We start from the raw sequence: 21,955 nt of genomic DNA on the forward strand, positions 1-21,955 counted from the left end.
CTTACGGGCGGCGTTGCGGGACCCCCTGCCGACGCAGGCGGCGATTCAGATTGGAAGGCAGTTTACCGTCGTAGCGAAAGGCGGGCGAGTGGCGACGGAAACCAGAGACACTTTAGGGCGAGCACGCCTGCTTTCCGTCGCGACGGCGATTCCACCCTATGCCTTGAATCAGGACGACGTCGCAACCCGGATTCGTCTGGCGCTCGGTCATCGATCGCCCGAAATCGTCCGGATGCTGCCCATGTTTGCAAATACCGGAATCGAGCGCCGCTATTCGTGCGTGCCGATGTCGTGGTATGAAGAAGCTCACGGCTGGGAAGAGCGCAACGCGATCTATCTGCAAGCCTCGCTCGACCTTCTCGAAGCGGCCACGCGCGACGCACTCGAGCGCGCCGGTCGTAGCGCCGGCGAAATCGGCGCGATCGTCGTCGTGTCGACCACCGGCATCGCTACGCCGAGCCTGGATGCCCTGCTCATGGAGCGCATGCAGCTGGCGCGCGACGTCGTCCGCTTGCCGATTTTCGGCCTCGGTTGCGTCGGCGGTGCGCTCGGTTTAGCGCGCGCCGCTACGATCGCGGCCTCGATGCCCGGACGGTTAGTGCTCTTCTTGGTTGTCGAACTGTGCGCGTTGTCGTTTCGACGGGACGACTTCACCAAAAGCAACATCGTCGCTACTGCGTTGTTCGGCGACGGCGCGGCGGCCGCGCTACTGGAAACGTCGGGCGATGGCCCTGCCGTCGGCCGTTCCGGCGAATATACGTGGCCCGCTTCGCTCGACGTGATGGGTTGGGACGTTACCGGTGAAGGGTTGCGCGCTATTTTTTCTCGCGATATTCCGGCTTTGGTATCGACCCAGTTGCACGATGTCGCCGTGTCGTTCTTAGAGCGCGACGGTCTGCATTTGCGCGACGTCGATCGGTTTCTGTGCCATCCGGGTGGGGCGAAAGTGCTGGATGCGCTCGAAACCGCGTTCGACTTGAAAAGCGGAGCACTGACCGAAGCGCGAACGGTGCTACGCGACTACGGAAACATGTCGGCCGCGACGGTGCTCTTCGTACTCGCGCGCGCTTTCGACGACCCATCCTGGCGACGCGCGCTCGTGAGCGCGCTCGGCCCCGGTTTTACCGCCGGATTCGTTTTATTGGAACGCCCGTGAGCGTCGTTCGAATCGTTCTTGCAATCGTGGTGTTGCAGCGTTGCATCGAACTCGTCTACGCGCGCCGCAACACGCTGGCGCTCCTGCGCCGGGGCGCGATCGAAGTCGGCGGCAATCACTACGCATTCTTCATCGCTCTGCATGCGGCGTGGCTGGCCGCGATGGCGTTGTGGATTCCGCCGTTTGCCGCGGTCGACTGGTGGCTTCTGGGCGTCTTCGCATTGCTGCAGGCGGCGCGCGTGTGGGTCGTCGCATCGTTGGGGCCGTACTGGACGACCCGCGTGCTCACGTTGCCGGGTGCGCCACTGGTACGGCGAGGTCCGTATCGCTTCGTGCGCCACCCGAACTACATCATCGTCGCCGGGGAGATTGCGACCCTTCCACTAGCGTTCGGCGCCGTCGCGATTGCGATCGTTTTCTCGGTGCTCAACGCACGTTTGTTATTCGTGCGAATTCGCATCGAAAATGCCGCGCTAGCGACGCGGACGCCGGCTTAATCCCGGCGGTCCAGCCGGTATCCGACGCCTCGCACGCTCGTAATTAGGAGCGGAGCGCCGATTTCGGCGAACTTCTTTCGCAAGGCGGCGACGTGAACGTCGACCACGCGCGTTTGCACGCCCGACGTGTCGTTCCAGACCGACTCGAGGAGCTGTGCGCGTCCCAGCAATCGCCCTTCGGCCTCACCCAGGCACCACATGAGACGGAATTCTAGCGCGGTCAAGGACGTGTCGTTTCCGTCGTGGGAGAGCGTGTGCAAATCGTGGTCGAGGCGCGTCGATCCAATCGCGAGACCGGGACCGGTGCGCCGCCCCGCAATCTTCAGGCGCCGGCGAAAAAACGACGAAACGCGAGCCAGCAACTCACAGTCCGCGAATGGTTCGACCACGTAGTCGTCGGCGCCGAGTTCCAATCCAAGCGTCACGTCGCTGTCGTGCGCCTCGCCGCCAACCATGACGATAAAAGCCTGGCTGCATTTCGACAGCGATTCGCATGCATCGAAGCCCGAACGATTCGGCAAACCCGCATCCAGAACGACCACGTCCGGATCGAACGATCCGGCCAGATCGAGCGCCGCCGCCGCAGTCGACGCCGCACGCACTTCATACCCGGCTGCGCGGAAGGCGTTCGTGCGCATATCCGCGACGCGCGTGTCGGCGGCCACTACTAAAATCCGCCCCGGAGCCAGATACTCGCGGGCGCCGTCGCTAGACGCGGACTGAAACATCCTCGCCCTCGTTCTTCGACGAACGGCGTGCCGCGCCGTCGTCGATGGCGGCATTTGCAACCGCCTTCGCCACCGCGTCGACAACGCGCGTATCGAATACGCTTGGAATGATGTATTCGGGATTGCGCTCTTCATCGGTGACGATTCCCGCGATCGCGAATGCCGCCGCGAGCTTCATGCGCTCGGTGATGCGGCGAGCTCGTACGTCGAGGGCACCGCGAAAGATTCCGGGAAACGCGAGCAGGTTGTTGACCTGATTTGGAAAGTCCGAACGTCCGGTTGCGACCACGGCCGCGACCGGCGCCGCTACGTCGGGCATAATTTCCGGCGTCGGGTTGGCCATCGCGAACACGATGGGATCGCGCGCCATGCGCGCGATATGTTCGGGTGCTAAGATACCCGGCGCGGAAACGCCGATAAATACATCGACGCCGGCCAGCACTTCGGCCAAAGAACCGCGGCGATTTTCGCGGTTGCAATGTTCGGCTAGCCATCTCCAGTGTGGGTTCTCATACCGGTCATCGCGATTCAACGCGCCGCTGCGATCGACTGGAATGACATCGAGCACGCCCGCACCCAATAACATCTTAATAGTTGCCGTACCCGCCGCGCCGCTACCAGAAACGACGACGCGGAGATCCTCCAGCCGTTTACCCACCACGCGGGCGGCGTTGATGAGCGCGGCCAAGATGACGACGGCCGTGCCGTGCTGATCGTCGTGCATCACGGGAATATCGAGCGCTTCGATCAGGCGTTCTTCCACTTCGAAACATCGCGGTGCGCTGATATCCTCGAGGTTGATGCCGCCGAACACCGGAGCGATTCGGATGACGGTCTCGACGATTTCGTCCGGATCTTTCGTATCCAAACAAATCGGGAATGCATCGATACCGGCAAATTGCCGGAACAGCATCGCCTTGCCTTCCATCACCGGCAAGGCACCGAGCGGACCGATGTCTCCTAAACCCAGCACTGCGGTGCCATCGGTGACCACGGCAACCGAGTTTCGCTTAATCGTCAGCGAAAACGCTTTGCTTGGATCGGCCGCGATCGCCATCGAAACGCGCGCGACGCCCGGCGTGTACACCGTCGACAGATCTTGACGCGTCCTGACGGGGATCTTGGGTTCGATGCGGATCTTTCCGCCGAGGTGCGCCAAAAACGTCGAATCGGAGGCGCTGACGATACGCGCTCCCTCGAGCATTTCGACCGCCGAGCGAACGTCGTCCGCCACAGCGTCCGAAGCAACGTTGATCGTGACGTCGCGTACGGTGCGCGTTTTCGTAACGGTGTGCATGTCGACCGCCGAGATCGTGCCGCCCGCGTCGCCGATCGCATTGGTGAGCGATCCGAACGCGCCCGGCTCGTTTGGCATCTCGACGCGCACGATGAGCGTAAAGCTGATAGGGGGTAATGACATGTCGTTACACCTCGTGCTCAGTTGCCGCTGATCGTCATCTCGGATACCCGGAACGACGGTGCGGTGACCGCACCGTCGAATCGCAGGTCGTTTCCGATAAGGTCGATCGCATTCAGCATTTCAAGATACCCGCCGGCTATTGTGAACTCGTCGATTGGATATGCCTTTTCTCCACGCTCGATGAAAAAGCCGCGTGCGCCCCGGCTGTAGGTTCCGCTAGCATGCTCGGTTGCAAAGCCAATCGTGTCGAGCACGAGCACGCCGCGCGGCGTCGCCGCGATTGCGTCGTCGAGCGAGGCAGTCCCCGCTTGCAGAAAACAATTGTTGGCACCCACACCGCTTCCGTTTGAGTTTCCGGTGCTCTGTAGGCCTAACCTGCGCGCGTAGTACGTATCGCACAAATAGGTCGTTAGCGTGCCGTTTTCGATCGCCGGCGTACGCCGCGTTTCCACTCCTTCGCCGTCGAATGGAGAACTCCCCAAGCGCCCGGTTAACCGCCCGTCGTCGACGATGGTTACGCTGTCCGCCGCGACGCGTTGTCCGATCCGGCCGATCAACCACGAGTTGCCTGCAGCGACGTTCGCGCCCGAAAGGGCGGCGAAGATATCGTCGACGATCGACGCTGCCACGTCGCGTTCGAAGATAACCGGCACACGCATTGTTAACGGCTTACGAGCGCCAAACATCTCGGTCGCGCGACGAACCGCGTTGCCGGCCACCAATTCGAGCGGTTCCAGCTCGTCGAGACGCCGCGCGGCAGTTCCGTAATGGCCGGTGCGCTTGAATCGCCCGTCGACCGCAACCGGACCACTCGAACGCGACGCTCGCGTCGAACGATACGAGCCCGAAAACTGCGCCGAGTTGGCAATCGCGATCTCCGACATCGCGTCGCTGTAGTGCGAACCGTTGGAGTTGACGATGCGTGCGTCCAACTTGCGAATCGCGCGCTCGAGCTCGAGCGCTTCTTCGACTTTGACGGATTCTTCGCGCTCGGAGATCGCGGGATCGTGCAGTCCTAAATCCGGAACCGCCTGCGCGAATCGCTCCGGTAAGCCGGCCAGTTCGTCGCGCGCGACGAAGGCCGCCGCTGCAATCGTTTGGCGCAGCATCTCGCTAAGCGTGCTGGCCGTAAAATCGGACGTAACGAGCGTCGCCTTGCGTCCGTCTACGAATGCGCGAACGTGCAACGCTTTGGCGGTCGAGCGTTCCAATCGCGAAACCACATCACCGCGCGCTTCGGCGTGAAACCGACGGTCGATCGACACCGTTGCCTCGACGGTATCGGCACCTTCGCGCAAAGCCAGTTCGACCGCGCGTTCGGCGACGTCATGCGCCGCGTCAGGCACCCTGCGTTCCTCCGACGGTGATCGATGCGATTTTCACCGTCGGCATCCCGACTCCGACGGGAACGTACTGGCCGCTCTTGCCGCAGGTGTAATGTCTGCGAGCCAAACGGCAGTCGCCGGCCACCGCGACAACTTTCGTCATCACTTCGGGTCCGTTGCCGACGATGGTCGCATTTTTCACCGCCGCAGTGACTCGTCCGTTCTCGATTAAATATCCCTCGCCCACCATGAACACGAAATCGCCTTTGCCGATTTCCACCTGGCCGCCTGCGAACGATTTCGCATAGATGCCGCGCTTGGTCGATGCAACGATTTCATCGACCGACGATTGTCCGGCCGGCATGTACGTGTTGCACATACGTGGTAGCGGCAAGTGCCGGAACGATTGCCGCCTGCCGCTCCCGGTCGAAGCCACGCCCATGAGACCCGCGTTCAACCGGTCTTGCATGTACGAGCGCAGAATGCCATTCTCGACTAACGCTTTGTGTTGGCCGGGCGTGCCCTCGTCGTCGACGTTCAGACTGCCGCGTTCTTCGGGCAGATTTGCATCGTCGTAAATCGTGACCAGCTCGCTCGCAACGCGTTCGCCGACGCGCCCGCTGTAGAGCGACGTTCCGCGCCGGTTGAAATCGCTCTCGAGCCCGTGGCCGACGGCTTCGTGCAGCAGTACGCCTCCGCCGCCATTGCCGACGACCATCTCCATCTCGCCCGCCGGCGCCGAGATCGCCGTGAGATTGACCGTTGCGACGCGAGCGGCTTCGGACGCCAGCGCCTCGGGCGTGTGCTCGTCGAAATACGCCAGCGACGTGCGGCCACCGTCGCCCGCAAAGCCCGAGCCGCGCTCGCGCCCGTTACCCGCCACGGCTTGCACGCCCAGCGCGACCATCGGCCGACGATCGTGCACCAAACGGCCGTCGCTAGCGGCAATCCACACTTCTTGTAGTTCTTCCGACACGTGCGCGTTCACGGACGCGACGCGCGAATCGAACGCACGAGCGGCGATGTCGGCACGTTCGAGTAAATGTACGAAGCGCTCTTCGCCGCTAGGATGGGTCGCAACGCGATACCAGTCGGCGATCGCGGCGGTCTTCAAGGGTTCGATGCGGACGGTACCACCGCGGCTCGTGCGGGCGATCAACGAGGCCGCGTCGGCCGCGCGCAGAAGCGCCTCTTCTTCAAGTTCGTCGGAAAACGCATACCCCGACGACTCTCCGACGATCACGCGAATGCCGACGCCGGCCGTAACGCCGATCGACGTTTCATGAATGCGGCCGTCTTGCAAGCGAAACGAACGCACGATCCGCCGCTCGCAGAACACGTCGGCGAATTCACCTCCGTGTCGCAACGAACGCTTCAGCAGTCGCGTCAGTGTCGTTTCGTCAAGCATCGGTAACAGCAACCCTCCTGGTTACAGCGTCGCCAAACGATCGACCGCGCGAACGATCGCAGCGTCTGGATCCCCGGGCGAGCCATTGATCATGAACGCGAACGCTATGCGTCCGTGATGCAGCGTATTGACGTATCCCGCCAAAGAGGCGACGCCGTCGATATGCCCGCTCTTCGCTCGAACGCGCCCCAGCGCGGTCGTAAAGTAATATCGACGCAACGTACCTTCGCGACCGCCGGCCGGCAGCAGCATATACATCGACGACGCTCCGCCGCGCGACTGCGCGTCGGCCAAGAGTCGCGCCAGCGTAATGGCCGCGATCCGATTGCTGTCGGCCAGACCGCTTCCATCGGCCAACTGCAATCCCGGCCGCGGAATTCCACGCTCGCTCAAGAATTGCGCTTCGGCCTTGAGCCCGGCCGCATCGTCGCCCGGTCCGCGTTCTGCGCCGAGCGAACGCAACAACTGCTCGGCATAGTGATTGTCCGAAACGAATAGCATGTGCGTTTCGAGTCCGCGAAGAGAGTCCGAGCGGTGATCCCACAGCACGATGGTATCGAGCGGTGCCGGGGCGACGACGGGTCGGGTCGCTACCGCGATGCGGCGATCGCGCAGCAAACGATCGACGACCGCTCCCGCCCAGCGATTGACGCCGTGCACGGCGGTCCAAAAATGTTCTTGCACGCCGCCGACCGTTTGCGTCGATTCGACGGTGTCTTCATCGATCGAGACGGCATTGGTCGGCGCGGCATAATCTTCGTCGGCATCGTCCTGACTCCAATGCGGATTCTGCTCGGGGCCTTTCATCGCGCTCGCGTCGACTGCGACCGCGCCGCGAACGCGCCGCAAGCCCGAACGCGCCAACATTCCAACGCCCGACTGCAAGTTTTCGCGGGTTAGCGACGGGTCGCCCGATCCGACGAGCCAGAGATTCCCATTCAACGTCCCGTCGACGCCGGCAGGTTGTTGCGCTGCGAGCACCGTGTGGTAACGGAACGTCGGGCCGAGCACATCGAGCGCCGTCGCTGCGACCACCAGCTTTTGCACGCTGGCGGGCGTCACGGCGTCGGAGGCGCGGTCGTCGAACAACATGTTTCCGGCGGCGTCCACCACGGCCAAGCTCCAGCGGTGCGCACCCGCGGTCGCAGGACGAAACGCATCCGCCATTCCGTCGCGAAGCCGCCGAGTATCGGCAGAACTCCAGGACGGCGGCGCAGACGGTTCGAGTAACGCGGGTAAGTCGCGAAAGAGATCGGATGGCGTTCGCACTTGGGGCAGACGGGCCGCCGCGTGCGCCGTGCGATCGCGGCTCCATAAGGAGGCCGCTAACGTAACGCACGCAATCAAAACGACGACGGCAATGAGTCTGCGCCTAAGTCCGCGCGAGCGCCTCGATCTTCTCCTGTAGTTTCCGCTGCTCTTCACGTAGCCCATCGATGTCGCTTCGCATTGCCGTTACTTGCGACGGCACCTTCGCGTTTTCGCGAATGCGGACGATTGCCTCCACCGCGTCTCGACGCGTGCGAGCGTCGCTGGCCGACGACGACAGGCGGTCGAGCGACGAAAGGAGACGCGAGTCTCCGAGCGATTCGGCAGCCGAAACCACCGCTAACTGCACCAAATATGCGGGATCGTCGATCAAGCGTTCGAGCGCTTCGACGACCGCGGTCCGCGCCGGTTCGACCAACTGGCCCAAACGCGACAGCGCACCGGGAGCCGCGCGCCGGACGCCTTCATCGCGTTCGCCGGCGGTCGTGTCGAGGATCGGTTCGAGCGCGCGCGCGTCCGCCAACTCCGACAGCCCCCGAACCGCCCCGGCTTCCACCGTTCCGTTCCAGGTTCGTTCGTGCGACGCGGCGACCAGAACGTCGAACGCGCGAGCGTCCCGCGTCTTGCCCAAACTCTCCAGCGCGGCCGCGCGCACGAAATAGGATGCATCCGAACGCGCAACGTCCAGCAACGCTCCGGCCACATCGGCGTCGCGATAATTTCCTAGCGCGGTCGCGACGGCGCGACGAACCTTAGGCTGTTCGTGGGTCAGCGCTCCCAAAAGTATGTCGCGCGCCCAGGGTGCTCGCGTTCCGCCGATTGCAGAAGCCGACTGCGCGAGCACACCCCAAAAGGGTTCGCTCGAAAACGACGCGCGTAACGCGTCGACCGCGGTCGACGAACCATCTCGCGCTAGTTCGCGCGCGGCGCGAATCCGCGCAACTACGTCGGGATCTCCCGCGAGCACGGCTGCAGATCGCTGCGCGCCGAACGCATAGGTAACGTCGGCCAGAACGAACGCGCCCGGATCGAAACGGATGAGTTTGGGCTCGGCGTCCAGCGGTATCGCGATGGTTTCGTGCGCGCGCTCCACGCGTACGTGCAGACGCCTCTCGCCCGCCACGGGACACGGGCCTTCTCCACTCGTCAGAGCCGGAAGAGTCGGCACGAATCCGAGATCCACGTCGAAAAGATAGGCTGGATTCTCGTCGTCGACCTTCTGCGTTTGATCGATCGTCACGGTAGCCACGCGCCGCTCGTCGTCCCACTCGACGGTTACCTTCAGCTCGGGATGGCCACCGCGAAAAACCCATTGGTCGAAGAACGCGCGGACGTTTCGCCCGGTCGCTTCCTCGATCGCGCGAATGAGATCGATCGTTTCGACGTTGCGTTCGGCATTGCGCTCCACGTAGCGGTGGATCGATCGCCAGAAACGTGCGTCGCCGAGGTATCCGCGCAGCATGTGGAGCACCGCGCCGCCCTTCTGATACAAGTGGCGGTCGAACAGCTCGATCGGATCGCGGAAACGATTATACACGATCGGACGGCGATATCGATTGGCGTCTTCGTCGAGATAGGCCGAAACGAACTCGAAGACATCGTATTCGTATTCGTCGAATCCCAAATTCTCTTCACGCCAAACGGCTTCGAAGAAGGTGGCGAAACCCTCGTTCAGCCACGCGTGCGCCCAGTCGCGGCACGTCAGCAGATCGCCGAACCATTGATGCGCCAATTCGTGCGATACCAACGGGTCGCTCGAAAAGTCGAGATGCGCCGTCGCGTCGTGGAGTGTGCGGTCCGTCTGGGTGGTCGCCGCCGTGTTTTCCATGCCGCCAAAAATAAAATCGGCGACCGCAATCTGCGAATACCGGGCGTACGGGTACGCGCGGCCGGTGCGCTTTTCGAACGTCTCGATCATCCGCGGCGTGTTGGAGAAGGCGCGCTCGCCGTCGGCTTCTCGCCCCGGCAAGACGTAGTACCGTACCGGCGTTTTTCCAGCGCCGGCCGTTCCTTGGCCGACTTCGACGAACGGTCCCGCGACGATCGTCATCAGGTAGGTGCTGTGCGGAACGTCCTGGCGATAGCGATAGATCGTCCGGCCGTCCCGATCGATTTTCTCGACCAACTCGCCGTTCGCGAGCGCGAAGGTACCGGCGGGCACATCGACGCGCGTCTCGGTCGGCTGTTTCTCGCTGGGACGATCGATGCACGGAAACCAGAACCGCGCGTTTTCGTCCTGGCTCTGCGTCCACAGATGCACGCGTTTTTGCGGCTGCGCTTGCGTCGGCTTGATGAAGAACAATCCGTGGCGCGGGTGCGACACGCGATATTGTACCGCGAACGTCGTCGTCTCGCCCGCACCAAGCGGCGGAGAGAAATAGACGTCGAGTTTTCCGTCGCGCCGTTCGAACTGCTGGGGTTGTCCGTCGCGTTCGACCGATGCGATTTCGAGATCGACCGCATCGAGCTGCAGCCGTTCGACGGGCTCGTCGAGCGCTCGCACCGTCGTCGTGCAGACGCCGTCCAGCGTTTCCGCGTCGAAGTCGGGTCGAAGATCTAACGCAATTCGTTCGACTTCGACGATGCGATCGGGTCCGTAGTTGGCCCGGGAGCCGGGCAATGCAAAAGCTCGATGGTCGTTCGTACCGTCACCGTTGATCATGGGTGCGGCTCGTTTCGCTCGTCGAGTTGCGTCGCCCCCCCGGTGACGTCGAGGACGCTTCCGGTCACGAAATCTTGGTCGCGAGCGACCAGGAATCGGACGGCATCTGCAATGTCCTGTGCGCTTCCGGCGCGGCCGACGGGATTCGGCGCCGTCCGCGAGCGCGCGACTTCGCGGTCGATCGTCTTGTCGCCGACATAGCCTGGAACGACGACGTTGACGGTGATTCCGTCACGCGCTTCCTCCAGTGCGAGAACGCGCGCGAAGGTCGTAAGCGCGCTTTTTGCCGCTTGATAGAATGCAGAGCCGGCAAACGGCTGCGTCGTGGCGGCGCCGAGCGATCCGAACACCACGATCCTCCCGAATCGCGCCGCACGCATGCCGGGAAGGACGGCTCGCACCGCCTGCACCGCGCTGCGCACGTTGCCATCGAACGCCTCGGCGTAATCCTCCAGCGTCAAACGCTCGAAGCGCTTGACCGTTAGCGGCCCCGCTCCGTGTACCAAGGTATCGAACGGTCCTCGCAGCTCGACGAGTTCGCGCAACCGCAGCTCGACGTCGTTCGCCGGAGCCGAGAAGTCGATGCGATCGGCGCTCCCGAAGGCGTTTGCGGCTGCAATCGCGGCCAGCGTCGAATCCGGCGACGTCCGGCGATACGTTATCGCTACGTGCTCGAAGCCGTCGGCTGCCAGCGAGACGGCGGCCCGCGCCGCCAATCCGGTCGCGGCTGCCGTCACCAACGCCCGTCGGGGCATGCCTTCGTTGCGCTTAATAGGCGGCTTGGTAGAAGGTCCAGCGCACATCGAACGCGTCGCCTCGCTGCGTCCGGCCGCGAACGCGGACCGTGTGGTTGCCCATCGGGAGCGATCGCGGCGCCGCGAAGTAGTACCATTTCGCGCTGCGCGAGATCGTAACGTCCACAGGCTTGCCGTCGATCGAGGTTTGGAACGAGCCCGGACGGACCTGGCGATCCAATTCGAATCGCAACTGGGGCTGATGGTTGTAAATCGTCCCGGTCGGCCAATGATAGACCAGCGCCGCTGTCGGCGTGGGCGGCGGCGGCATGGGCGGATGTGGAGGCGGATAGACCGGAGGCGGACCGCCGCCACCCGGTTGCCGTTTGCCTCCGGTGATCGAGACCGTGCTGGTCGAGTCGTTCCAATTGACACTCGCACCCAGCGCCGAGGCGACAAAGCGCAGCGGCACGAGGGTGCGTTCGCCGACCAAGAACGGCGCCACGTCGAGCGTCTCTTGGCGCCCACCGACGGTCGCTTGCAGCGAACCGATCGTGAGCGAAACGCTGGTCCCGTGGGCGGTCGCGTTAATCTGTCCGTTGGAGTACACCACGCTTGCGCCAAGACGCTCGAAAACGCCGCGCAAGGGTACGAAGACGCGCCCGGCTTGCACTACCGGCGGTTGATCGAACTGGACCGGCTGGCCGTTAACCACCACGGTGACGGATTGGGCCGCGGTCTCCAGCGGCACCGCGACAGCGAACACCGCCAACAGCGCCGCGCAGCGAGCTACGCGGCCTGTCGAGAAAACCTTCATACCGCTTCGATACCCGGGCCGGGCAGGCGGCAAACGAGCGAGCGCCCGATATTATCCGACGGGCGCCGGGGTCTGCGCCATCTCGGCGGCCACAGCGTTTCGGTCGGCCTGTCGCTCGTACCACCCGATCCACGAGTTGTAGATCATCGGCACGAGAAACAGTGTGAGAATCAGCGAGCTGGCGAGACCGCCGATGATCACGGTGCCCATCGCTTGGCGCCACTCGCCGCCTTCGGCGAAGCCCAGCGCCAGCGGAAGCATTCCGAAAATCATCGCTAACGTCGTCATCAGAATCGGCCGGAATCTCGTGGTGGCGGCCTGCAACACGGCCTCGCGAACGCGCATTCCGCGCTTGCAGAGCGTGTTCGAATAATCCACCAATAATATCCCGTTCTTTGAAACGAGACCGAAGAGCATGACGATGCCGATCATCGAAATGATATTCAGCGATTGACCCGCGTTCGGCTCGATGCGATGCATCACCGACAATCCCGTTAACGCACCGATGATTGCCAGCGGCACCGAGAACATAACGATCAGCGGCTCCAAGAACGAACCATACAAAATCACCATCAGCATGTACACGAGCATGAACGACGTCAGCAGTGCGATGCCCATGTTTTGCAGGGTCTCGATCATGTACTGGGTGTCACCTTGCGCCGTTAAACCCACGCCTTCGGGTAAAAATCCGGGCGTCTTGAGTGCGGTTTCGAGCGGGCCGGTCACGGTGCCCAGCGAGTAGCCCGGGAGTACGCCGCCGTAGACGTTCACGACGCGCTGCCGGTTCAAGCGCTGAATCTGGACCGGTGCTGAGGTCCACACGAAGTCGGCGATATCGGCAAGCGGGACGATCGTTCCGTCTTGCGCGCGCACTCGCACTGCTTTAAGATCTTCTGCCGTCGAGCGATATCCGACCGGAAACTGCACGCGCACGTCGACCAAACCATTTTCGGTGCGCACCTTGGTCGCGACCGCCCCGTCGACCGCAAAGCGTGCGACCGCTGCCGCGTCGGCCGGAGCGACGCCCAGTACCTCCGCACGCTGTGCGTTGATGTTTACGTTCAAACGGGGAGCGGCCAACTCGTTGCTGGTGTCGACGTTGACGCTGCCCTTTTGTTGACGCAGGAAATTCGCGACCTTTTCGGCCGCCGGTCCGATCGCATCTTCAGGACCCGAGAGTGAGTAGAATATCGAACTGCCCGAGCCGCCGCCGCTATCGCCCGCGACCTCGAACGAACCACCCGGTACTAAGTACCCGAGCGGGCGAATTTTATCGATGATCGAGTACGTCTCTTTGCGCCGGTCGGGAAGCGTTTGCGCGTTGAGACGCGCGTAGTTGTCGCCGATCGCGCTACCCCAGCCCTCGGGCTTGCGCCCGACGGTCGAGCTTACCGACTGGATACCGTCGATTTTGAGAATCGCAGCCTCGAGATGGCTCACGTACTTTTCGGTGACGCCGATCGGCGTTCCGGGCGGATATGTCACGGTCATCGAGATCGAACCGTTTTGCACCGCCGGCACGAAATCGAAACTGATCGGTCCGAGAATCGGGAGCGCGATCGCCAGCGCGACGGGCAACGCGAACGTCACGGCCGTAAGCCAAAATCCGCGGCCGGTAGCGGCGAACCACTGCCCGAGCATTCGAACGGCGTTAACGGCGCCATCCATAGCGACCGTGCCGGCCCGTCGCATGGCCGGCATCCGGCGAGTCCGGCGCCAGCGCATGTCGAGTTTCTTCGAAGAGAACGCGCGGCGGACGAGCAACCCCACGAGATGCCAGACGAGCGCCAAAGCCAGGAAGATGACGTTCACGCCGATGGTCGTGTTGCCGGCCCCGGCAGCCAACGTCAACGCGTTGACGACCAGAACGACGCACACGTACACCACGAACAATCCGTGTTCGAGTGCGAACGAGAGCGCGCGCGTGCGGTACCAGTTGAGGATGCGGTCGTAGTTCTGAACGAACGCGCCTAGAAAGAGCACTGCAAAAATCATGACCGGAATGACGAGGTTCAATTCTTTCGGCAGTCCCAGCATGCCGAACGGGATGAAATAGACCACGGCGGCCGCAGCCACCATTGACAGCGCGACCTTCCACGAGCCCAGCGCGTCCATCCAACGAGGCTTGGCGGTCGAACGCTCCTTGACGCTCCAGCGAGCCGCCAACAGCGGTGTCAACGTGAACGATACGAGTAGCGAAAAGAGCGTCGCGATGACGATGACCGAACCGAACTCGCGCAAATACTGACCGACGATACCCGGCAAGAACGCGATCGGCAAAAATACGACCACGTCGACCATCGTGATCGCGATGGCGGCCCCGCCGATTTCGCTGCGGCCGTTAATCGCGGCGTCGATTGGATCTTCACCCAAATCTCGATGCCTCGTTATATTTTCTAACACGACGATCGAGTCGTCCACCAGGATGCCGATGATAAGCGACAGGCCCATCAACGACATTGAGTCGAGATGGAATCCGAACGCGTTCATCAAGATGAACGTCGAGAGGATCGACGTCGGAATCGCGACCATGACGACGACGGCGTTGCGCCACAGATGCAGGAACAGCATCATCACGATCATCGTGAGGATGACGCCTTCGAACAATGACTGCCATACGCCGTTGAGCGACTTCTGCGTGTAGTCGGCCGGCGCGTCGATTTCGTTAAAGGTGAGCTCGGGGAACTCGGCTTCGATCTGCTTGACTTTTTCGCGTGCGATCTTGGTCGACGTGATTTCGTCGGCGTTGATGTTGCGGCTCATGCTGACGTACAAGCGGGGCAGGCCGTTATAGTGCGAGATCGACGTCGGCTCGACGTGTCCGTCGTCGGCGGTCGCGACGTCACCGATACGCATGCCGCGCATCGACGTGCCGCTGACCGGCAACGGAATGTTCAGCAAGTCCTGAAACGTATTGACTTCGGCGTGGACCGAAACGCTGGTTTCGCGCGTCGGCTCGCGCAAGATGCCGCCAGGCAGGTTCGAATTGTTGGCCGCGACGGCGTTGAAGACGTCGCGCAACGTCGCACCGCTTCCAAGCAGTTTGGCCGGGATCGGTTGGACGTGAAATTCTCGGGCGGCCGCGCCGTACACGTCGACGCTCTGCACGTTGGGAATCGCTTTGAGCAGCGGCTGGATGCGATTGGTCACGAGGTCGGCCAGCGCCGTCGGCGACAACGCCTTCGAGCTGACGGCGATGTCCAGCAGTGGTTCGGATGCGCCGTTTTTGTCGACCGAAGGCGGATCGAGGTCGGTGGGAAGATAGACGCGGGCCGTATCGACCGCGCTCTGCACGTTGATCGCCGCTACGTCGAGGTTGGTGCCGAGCTTGAACTGCACGACGACGACGGCGCTGCCTTCTTGCGCGCTTGCCGTCATTTGGTCGAGGTTGTCGATTCCGTCGAGCTGATCTTCGATCGGCTTGACGACGAGCCGCTCCATATCTTGCGGCGACGCACCCGGGTACCCGGCCGATACCACGACGATTGGGAAGGACGTTCCGGGCGGGTCGTTGCTACGACCGATTTTGGAGTAGGCGAAAAGTCCGAACACTGCCAAGGCGATGAATGCCATGGCGGTGATGACGGGTTTGTTAATGGAGAATCGCGTCAGCCACACGTGGGAACAACCTCTCGTCGGGCGGGCACCATGCTGATAGCTCTACGCACCGGCTGGGGCAACTGTTTCAGAGGGTAGCACGAGCATCGCTAGCGGCGGGTCAAAAAGAGATAAAAAGCGCGCCACCGACGAGGGCGTCACGCTCGGTACCCACTCGTAGTAAGTGCTCCTAGAAAATGCGCAAGACAGGACTTGAACCTGCACGAGATTTCGCTCCCCAACCGCCTGCGGCGGCCGGGGACCCCTACAGTTTGAAAACGCTTCGCACTTCGTGCTCCGCTTAGCGAGAGCAATCTCGTGCTCGCCGTGACTCATGCGCAAGACAGGACTTGAACCTGCACGAGATTGCTCTCGCTAGCACCTCAAGCTAGTGCGTCTACCAATTCCGCCACTCGCGCGCATTGAGGTCCGGGGTTTCCGGCTTCGGTAGTCTAGCCGCTACCGCATGTTCGGGTCAAGCGCGTCGCGCAGACCATCGCCGATATAGTTGATGGCGAGCACCGTCACCAAAATCGCCAAGCCGGGGAACACTGCCGCCCACCACGCCGTTTCGAGCGTGGCCTGCGCGTTCGAGAGCATGTTGCCCCACGAAGCCGTCGGCGGCTGGATACCCAGGCCCAAGAACGAGAGGGTCGATTCGAGGATGATGACGCCTGCGATGTCGAGCGTCGCCTGGACGACGATCGGAGCGATCGCATTGGGCAACAGATGCCGGAAGATGATCCGTCCGTCGCGGTTGCCGATGGCACGCGCCGCTTCGGCGAACTCACGCTCGCGTAGACTGAGGAAGGACGCGCGCACCAGACGAGCGACGCTCATCCACGCCAACGCACCGATAATTAGGACGATCACGCCAAAACTCAGTGCCGCCTTTGACGAGCTGGCGGCAACGATGGCCGTCAGCACCAGCAGTAGCGGTAGCAACGGAATCGACAGAAACACGTCGGTGATGCGCATGATCAGCCAATCGACCCAGCCGCCGTAATAGCCGGAAATGGCGCCCAGCGTCGTGCCGATCAGCACTTCCATGAACACGGCAAAGAAGCCGACCATCAGCGAGATGCGCGCACCGTACAGCAAGCGCGACAGTAGGTCGCGTCCGACTTCGTCGGTGCCGAGAAGATGGCCGCCGCACAACGCATGATCCACAAAGCACGGCGGAAGGGGCGGTCCTTGCCAATGCACTTCGTCGATTGCGTTGGGATCGAACGGCGAAAGCTGATGCGCGAAAATCGCAGCCAAAACGATCAAGCCCAGAACGACGATTCCGGCCATGGCCAGCTTGTGACGGCGTAACCGCGTCCAGAACGTTACTTTCGAGACGTTCTGATCGTCCTCGACGACGGCATTGGGTTGAAGCGGAATTGATGCAGCCATGTTATCAGTCGTATTTCACGCGCGGGTCGAGCCAGGCGTACACGACGTCCGCCAGGAGATTCGAGAACACGACCGCGACGGCGAGGATGATTAAGATGCCCATCAACAGCGAGATGTCGCCCTGCGTGAGGCCGTTGTAGAACAAGCGTCCCGTCCCGGGCCACGCGAAGATGTCTTCGGTAATGATCGCACCGCCCAACACGCCCGGAAGCGAAAGAGCGACGACCGTCACGACCGGTATCAGTGCGTTCTTCAGGCCGTGCTTGAAGAGAACCGCGCGAAAACCCAAGCCCTTGGCGGCCGCGGTCCGCATGTAATCGGTGCCCAGCACTTCCAACAGCGACGATCGCATGAAGCGGCTGAACAATGCGAGGGATAGCAGCGATAGCACCAACGTCGGCAAGATTAAATGCGACAGCCGGTCGCTCAACTCGAACGTGTCGCTACTGGAGATGCCGGCCGACGGCAACTGAATTTGATAGCCGAACGGCAGCGGTATGCCGTGCACGGCGAATGCCAGCTGCATCATCAATGCGAACCAAAATACCGGCATCGATTGTCCGAAGAACGCTAGCGTCGTGATGAAATAGTCGACCACGGTATAGCGGTAAACTGCCGAGACGATGCCGGCCGCAACGCCGACCGCGAGCGAAAACACGAACGAGGTCAGCATCAATTCGAGCGTCGCGGGCAACCGCTCCAGAATCGCCTGCAGCACCGGCTCCGAGTTGCTGGTCGAGTACCCGAAATCGCCGGTTAGAACGTGCATCAACCACTTAAAATACTGAACCGGAACCGGCTGATCCATCCCCAAGTTGTGCTTGAGGCGCGCGATATCGGCCGGGGTGATGTGCGGATTGGCCAGATACGGCGCCAATGGTCCACCCGGCATGTTATAGAGGATGGCGTAGAGGATGACCGAGATAAGCAGCAGCAGCGGAATCGATTGCAGCGTGCGGCGTACGACGTAGGTAAACAGCGAACGTATCCTCCGGCGGCGCTAATTAGCAGCCGGGGCTGAAATGCCTTCCGGCCTCGCATCCTCGCGGCGGCCTAAGCCAAGGATCTCACGTGCTTCGTCGGGTGTTGCAACGGGCCGCCCCGCTTCCTCGGCGATACGAGCAATGCGCGCTACCAACTCTTCGTTACTCGCCAGACGCCCTTTCGAGTAATACAGGTTGTCCTCTAGCCCGACGCGCACGTGACCGCCCATGGCGATCGCAGCGAGGGCCATCGGCAGCTGCTGGCGGCCGACACCGGCGACCGACCAGGTACACCCGTGCGGCAAGTCGTCCACCAAATCGCACAAGTTCGCAACCGTAGCATCCAGACCGCCCGGTACTCCGAGCACGAAGTCGACGTGTTGCGGCATCGCCAAGATGCCTTCGCGATGCAAGCGCCGCGCGTTGCTAAGGTGGCCTTTGTCGAAGATCTCTAGTTCGGGTCGCACGCCATATTCGGTCATCGATGTCGCAAGCGCGCGCATGATCGGAAAACTGTTCTCGAAGATCTCGTCGCCGAAGTTCACCGAGCCGCATGTGAGGGTCGCCATCTCGGGGCGCAACTGCAGCACGCCGGCGCGTTCCTGGGGCGACATTCCGATCGCGCCGCCGGTGGAAAACTGAACGATCAGGTCGCTCGCGGCACGAATCTCGTTGTAGGCTTCCGCGAAGCGCCCCACATCGTGCGTGTTGTTTCCATCGTCATCGCGGCAGTGTACGTGAATCATCGAGGCTCCCGCCTCGCGAATGCGGCGCGCCGTTTCGCCCAGCCGCTCGGGCGTATGCGGAAGGTGCGGCGTTTGGTCGAGCGTTACTTCGGCCCCGACCGGAGCGCAGGTGATGATGAGCGGCTGCATCCGGCGATGTTCGTCCGCGCCGGCGGCGGCTACTCCAGCCTCCGGCGAGCCCCCTCGATAATGGTAGCGTCGAGGCCGAGCAGTTCGGCCAGATCGACCGCGTCGCCGGCCGGCATTTCACCGTCGCCGGCCTTGCGCACCGAATAATCCATCGCACGCTCCAACAACGCTAGCGCGTCGCGCAGATTGCCCACCGTTCCGCGCGGCAGGGCTCGCAATCCGCCAACGGTGAGATGCTCGACGCCGGCCGCGGCCGCGACGCCGTCCAGATGCGTCGTCGCGAGCGTTCGTATTCCGCGCTCCCGGAAGAACGCCAGTAGCGACGCGAGCAGCGCTGAGCCTTCGCGCGGCCCGGTGGTTCGTGCAAACTCGTCGAGCAACATCAAGGCGCCGTTCGCGCGAGCTGCGACATCGCGCACGCGGTCAACCTCGTGCGCAAACGACGAAAGCAACGACGGCCCGACTTCGTCGCCGGCATGCAGCCATACGATTCGATCGAACAACTCGAGCCGTGCGCGTCGCGCCGGAACCGGCAATCCGAAACTCGCCAACGCCGCGATCGCTCCGCACGTGCGTAGCACGACGGTTTTTCCGCCCATGTTCGGGCCGGTGATCGCCGCAACCGAACGAACTTCGACGTCGAAGGGCGTGAATCGCAAGTCGCGTTGCTGCAAGGCTTCCTCGAGGGGAAGAAATCGCGCGCCTTCGAGCGCGACACCAACATCTGCAGCAAGCTCGGGCGCGGTGCAGGCGTAGCTGCGCGCGAACCGGATGGCCGCGTGCAATGCATCGAATGCGCCGATCGCATCGGACGCCGGCTGCAATTCCGGCACCGCCCGCGCGATCGCGTCCGAAAGTTCGCTACGAATCGAACGCTCGGCGTCTGCGACGGCGCCTGCGGCGTGGTCGCGAGCGATGCGCGATCGTTGCAGCGCATCGCCGGCGACTAACGTGCACAAAAAATACGTCGGCGCCTCGCGAATAACCGCGATGCTCTCCGGCCACTCGGTGGGAGCCCCCTCTCGCATGACGATGAACTCGTCGGTTTCGACCGCCGGCCGATGCAGAGCAGCGGCCACACGCGAACGCAACTCCGACTCCAACGCATCGACCGCTCGTTGCGTTCTCTGCAGTTCGCCGCGCGCTACACGCAACGCCGGATCGAACCCATCGCTCAAATAGAATCCGCCCCCGCTCGTGCGGCCGCGCGCCAACGACGCCGATAAGGCACGAATAAGCGGCGTGGCAATCGTTTTGGCGTCGGCCGCCTCGCTCAACGCGGAAGCGCTCAGCCGATCGGCGAGCCCGACCGCGCCGTCGCAGAAACGCGCGACTTGCAGCAACACGTCGTCCGGCAACGCTTCGCCGAGCGCGGCCCGGGCCGCCGGTGACGTGATGTCGGGTACAACGCGCAGCGATTCGGCGAAGACCCGCAGTTCGTCATCGGCGGTGCGCGTTGCTACGCCGTGTACCATCCGTGCTCGCGCGGAGGCGGCGGCTTCGTTTCCGCGTGCGAACGGCTCCCAACGCGCCAACGCACGTATGCCGCACTCGCTACTCGGTCGCAGAGCCGCGTCGAGCCATACGAGATCGAGCGCACGTGCCGTCGATTCGTCGGCAATGGCGTTCCAATTCAAGCGACACCCCAACCCGCATACACATCGTACGCCGGAAGACCGGTGGCTTCGGCCACGGCTCGAGCAAACGATAGAGGTTCGAACGCGTGCCCCCGGCCGATCGATGCGATCGTCGTGGCGATCGGATGCAGCGGGCGCTCACAGCGAACGTCGAGCCGTTCGAACGCTGCGTCGGCGGCGCGGCCGGCCAATGCAAACTGCGTCGGATCGCCGATGACGACTTGGCGCGTTTCTCGCGCGGCGATCAGCGGCGCGGCTTTCGATGCCGTCAGCGCTCCCTCGACCCTTAGCGCCGGCGCCCCGGCATCGAGTGCGGCGATTCCCAAGCGCTTAGCTAGTATGCGCGCGGCGTCCGTGGCGTCATCGGGCGTCGCGGCGGCAGCCGCACCCGTCGCGATCACGACCGCCGCTCCGCTGCCCGCCAATGCTGCAACGCGATCGATCGCACCGTCGACGATCACGACGTCGGCGAGTGTATCCAGACGCTCGAGCGTTCGAGCGACGCCGCTGGCAGTCGGAGGACCGATCAACTCTAGGTGTGCGGCTTCGCGGATGCGCACAATCGTGACGGGCCCGGCTGCGGTTTCAAGCGGCAATACCTCGAGCACTTCGGTCGCGAATCCCGCACTCAACGCGTCGGCCGCTGTAGCGACCACCGTGCCCGGGCGCACGAAAAGCCGGGGTTTTGCGACGCCGTCGACCGCGTCGAAGCTCTCTCCGTCGCGACCCGTCGACAACAGGGCGACGCGCAGGCCGGTCGCGATGGCGGCGGCATAGATAGCGCGAGCGGCGACCGTTTTGCCAACGTTTTTCGCGGTACCCACAACGAATATGCGGCGGCTACCCCGAGTTCGCGCTAAATGGAGCAGCGCGTACCCGGCACCGCGACTATCCAACATGCAAGATCTTCAGAACCGCAAACGTGAGGCCGGTAAGGGTCAAGAGCAAACCGCCCAAGAACGCGGCGTAGCGTTCGGCAAAGCCCCCGAGCCGCGCGCCGAGCGTCAGGCCGGCAGCGGTGGCGCACAGCGAAACGAAGCCGATGATGACCAGCGCGATCACCGGCGGGACGCCGATGTAGAGAATCGAGAAGCCGATGCCGAGCGAATCCAAGCTGATGGCCAGCGAAGCGACGAATAATCCCCACCCCTTGGAAAGGTCGAGTTTCGCCGCGGCACTCTTCGAACGGCTTTCGGACATCATGAAGATTCCCAGCACGACCAACGCGCCGAAGCCGACGAAGCCGGCGACTTCTCCGAACAACCGTCCTGCCGCGACGCCGATCCCGGCGCCAATTACGTTCATCGCGACCTCGGCAGTCGCGAACGCCAGACCAATTCGCAATTTGAGCGCACGCTCGACGCCCCGCACGCCGACACCGATACTCACCGCGAAGACGTCCAGCGAAAGGCTGAGCGCGACGAACGCGATCTTTAGCGCTGCCGTCAC

17 protein-coding genes and 1 tRNA gene are annotated in these 21,955 nt (G+C 62.9%); 2 read left to right on the forward strand and 16 right to left on the reverse strand.

Going from position 1 to position 21,955, the window contains the following annotated elements; all coding sequences use genetic code 11:
• Nucleotides 1-88: 88 nt before the first annotated feature.
• Together VGF98_07150 and VGF98_07155 are read left to right on the forward strand one after the other, a co-directional pair.
• Nucleotides 89-1,156 (forward strand): 3-oxoacyl-[acyl-carrier-protein] synthase III C-terminal domain-containing protein, encoded by a 1,068-nt coding sequence (locus tag VGF98_07150; protein ID HEY1681393.1) that lies wholly within the window; start codon nt 89-91, stop codon nt 1,154-1,156.
• On the forward strand, nt 1,153-1,653 hold the full coding sequence (locus VGF98_07155) for an isoprenylcysteine carboxylmethyltransferase family protein (GenBank protein HEY1681394.1): 501 nt from the start codon (nt 1,153-1,155) through the stop codon (nt 1,651-1,653). Before VGF98_07150 ends, VGF98_07155 begins: the two co-directional genes overlap by 4 nt.
• Here the strand turns inward: VGF98_07155 and VGF98_07160 are convergent.
• The 16 genes from VGF98_07160 to VGF98_07235 all read right to left on the reverse strand — a co-directional run bounded on the left by VGF98_07160 (nt 1,650) and on the right by VGF98_07235 (nt 21,955).
• The gene (locus VGF98_07160) at nt 1,650-2,381 is read right to left on the reverse strand and encodes a response regulator transcription factor (protein ID HEY1681395.1); all 732 of its coding nucleotides are present in this window, start codon (nt 2,379-2,381) and stop codon (nt 1,650-1,652) included. The genes VGF98_07155 and VGF98_07160 overlap by 4 nt on opposite strands.
• Nucleotides 2,362-3,801 carry an NAD-dependent malic enzyme gene (locus VGF98_07165; GenBank protein ID HEY1681396.1) on the reverse strand — a complete coding sequence of 480 codons (1,440 nt, stop codon included), beginning with the start codon at nt 3,799-3,801 and terminating at the stop codon, nt 2,362-2,364. Before VGF98_07165 ends, VGF98_07160 begins: the two co-directional genes overlap by 20 nt.
• A gap of 17 nt (nt 3,802-3,818) precedes the next feature.
• Entirely contained in the window at nt 3,819-5,147 is a 1,329-nt protein-coding gene (locus VGF98_07170) for a TldD/PmbA family protein (protein HEY1681397.1), read from the reverse strand.
• Entirely contained in the window at nt 5,140-6,534 is a 1,395-nt protein-coding gene (locus VGF98_07175; protein ID HEY1681398.1) for a metallopeptidase TldD-related protein, read from the reverse strand. Before VGF98_07175 ends, VGF98_07170 begins: the two co-directional genes overlap by 8 nt.
• Before the next feature lie 21 nt (nt 6,535-6,555).
• Nucleotides 6,556-7,881, reverse strand: coding sequence for a D-alanyl-D-alanine carboxypeptidase (locus VGF98_07180; protein HEY1681399.1), 1,326 nt, complete (start codon nt 7,879-7,881; stop codon nt 6,556-6,558).
• Between the two features lie 25 nt (nt 7,882-7,906).
• Nucleotides 7,907-10,465 (reverse strand): M1 family aminopeptidase, encoded by a 2,559-nt coding sequence (locus tag VGF98_07185; GenBank protein ID HEY1681400.1) that lies wholly within the window; start codon nt 10,463-10,465, stop codon nt 7,907-7,909.
• The gene (locus VGF98_07190; GenBank protein ID HEY1681401.1) at nt 10,462-11,220 is read right to left on the reverse strand and encodes an SDR family oxidoreductase; all 759 of its coding nucleotides are present in this window, start codon (nt 11,218-11,220) and stop codon (nt 10,462-10,464) included. The genes VGF98_07185 and VGF98_07190 overlap by 4 nt, the downstream gene beginning before the upstream one ends.
• Nucleotides 11,221-11,233: 13 nt before the next feature.
• Nucleotides 11,234-12,016, reverse strand: coding sequence for a copper amine oxidase N-terminal domain-containing protein (locus VGF98_07195; GenBank protein ID HEY1681402.1), 783 nt, complete (start codon nt 12,014-12,016; stop codon nt 11,234-11,236).
• Nucleotides 12,017-12,067: 51 nt separating this feature from the next.
• A complete protein-coding gene (locus VGF98_07200; GenBank protein ID HEY1681403.1) occupies nt 12,068-15,634 on the reverse strand; it encodes an efflux RND transporter permease subunit in 3,567 nt (1,188 codons plus the stop codon).
• A 314-nt stretch (nt 15,635-15,948) separates the two neighbouring features.
• Nucleotides 15,949-16,032: transfer RNA gene (locus VGF98_07205), tRNA-Leu, on the reverse strand.
• Between the two features lie 40 nt (nt 16,033-16,072).
• On the reverse strand, nt 16,073-17,011 hold the full coding sequence (gene opp4C, locus VGF98_07210; protein HEY1681404.1) for an oligopeptide ABC transporter permease: 939 nt from the start codon (nt 17,009-17,011) through the stop codon (nt 16,073-16,075).
• A 4-nt stretch (nt 17,012-17,015) separates the two neighbouring features.
• Nucleotides 17,016-17,999: an ABC transporter permease gene (locus VGF98_07215; protein ID HEY1681405.1), complete on the reverse strand. Its 984-nt coding sequence runs from the start codon at nt 17,997-17,999 to the stop codon at nt 17,016-17,018.
• A 12-nt stretch (nt 18,000-18,011) separates the two neighbouring features.
• The gene (locus tag VGF98_07220; GenBank protein ID HEY1681406.1) at nt 18,012-18,869 is read right to left on the reverse strand and encodes a 3-keto-5-aminohexanoate cleavage protein; all 858 of its coding nucleotides are present in this window, start codon (nt 18,867-18,869) and stop codon (nt 18,012-18,014) included.
• Nucleotides 18,870-18,898: 29 nt separating this feature from the next.
• A complete protein-coding gene (locus tag VGF98_07225; protein ID HEY1681407.1) occupies nt 18,899-20,506 on the reverse strand; it encodes a hypothetical protein in 1,608 nt (535 codons plus the stop codon).
• Nucleotides 20,503-21,405, reverse strand: coding sequence for a DUF1611 domain-containing protein (locus VGF98_07230; protein ID HEY1681408.1), 903 nt, complete (start codon nt 21,403-21,405; stop codon nt 20,503-20,505). The genes VGF98_07225 and VGF98_07230 overlap by 4 nt, the downstream gene beginning before the upstream one ends.
• Entirely contained in the window at nt 21,395-21,955 is a 561-nt protein-coding gene (locus VGF98_07235) for a manganese efflux pump (protein ID HEY1681409.1), read from the reverse strand. Before VGF98_07235 ends, VGF98_07230 begins: the two co-directional genes overlap by 11 nt.

The sequence above is a fragment of the Candidatus Tumulicola sp. genome (assembly GCA_036490475.1).
In the GTDB taxonomy this organism is placed as follows: Bacteria; Vulcanimicrobiota; Vulcanimicrobiia; order Vulcanimicrobiales; family Vulcanimicrobiaceae; genus Tumulicola.

Bases quoted from the DNA above. Each gene is read 5' to 3' on its own strand.
- VGF98_07160 (HEY1681395.1), bottom strand. From the start codon at position 2,381: ATGTTTCAGTCCGCGTCTAGCGACGGCGCCCGCGAGTATCTGGCTCCG.
- VGF98_07165 (HEY1681396.1), bottom strand. From the start codon at position 3,801: ATGTCATTACCCCCTATCAGCTTTACGCTCATCGTGCGCGTCGAGATG.
- VGF98_07175 (HEY1681398.1), bottom strand. From the start codon at position 6,534: ATGCTTGACGAAACGACACTGACGCGACTGCTGAAGCGTTCGTTGCGA.
- VGF98_07185 (HEY1681400.1), bottom strand. From the start codon at position 10,465: ATGATCAACGGTGACGGTACGAACGACCATCGAGCTTTTGCATTGCCC.
- VGF98_07190 (HEY1681401.1), bottom strand. From the start codon at position 11,220: ATGCCCCGACGGGCGTTGGTGACGGCAGCCGCGACCGGATTGGCGGCG.
- VGF98_07195 (HEY1681402.1), bottom strand. From the start codon at position 12,016: ATGAAGGTTTTCTCGACAGGCCGCGTAGCTCGCTGCGCGGCGCTGTTG.
- opp4C (HEY1681404.1), bottom strand. From the start codon at position 17,011: ATGGCTGCATCAATTCCGCTTCAACCCAATGCCGTCGTCGAGGACGAT.
- VGF98_07220 (HEY1681406.1), bottom strand. From the start codon at position 18,869: ATGCAGCCGCTCATCATCACCTGCGCTCCGGTCGGGGCCGAAGTAACG.
- VGF98_07230 (HEY1681408.1), bottom strand. From the start codon at position 21,405: ATGTTGGATAGTCGCGGTGCCGGGTACGCGCTGCTCCATTTAGCGCGA.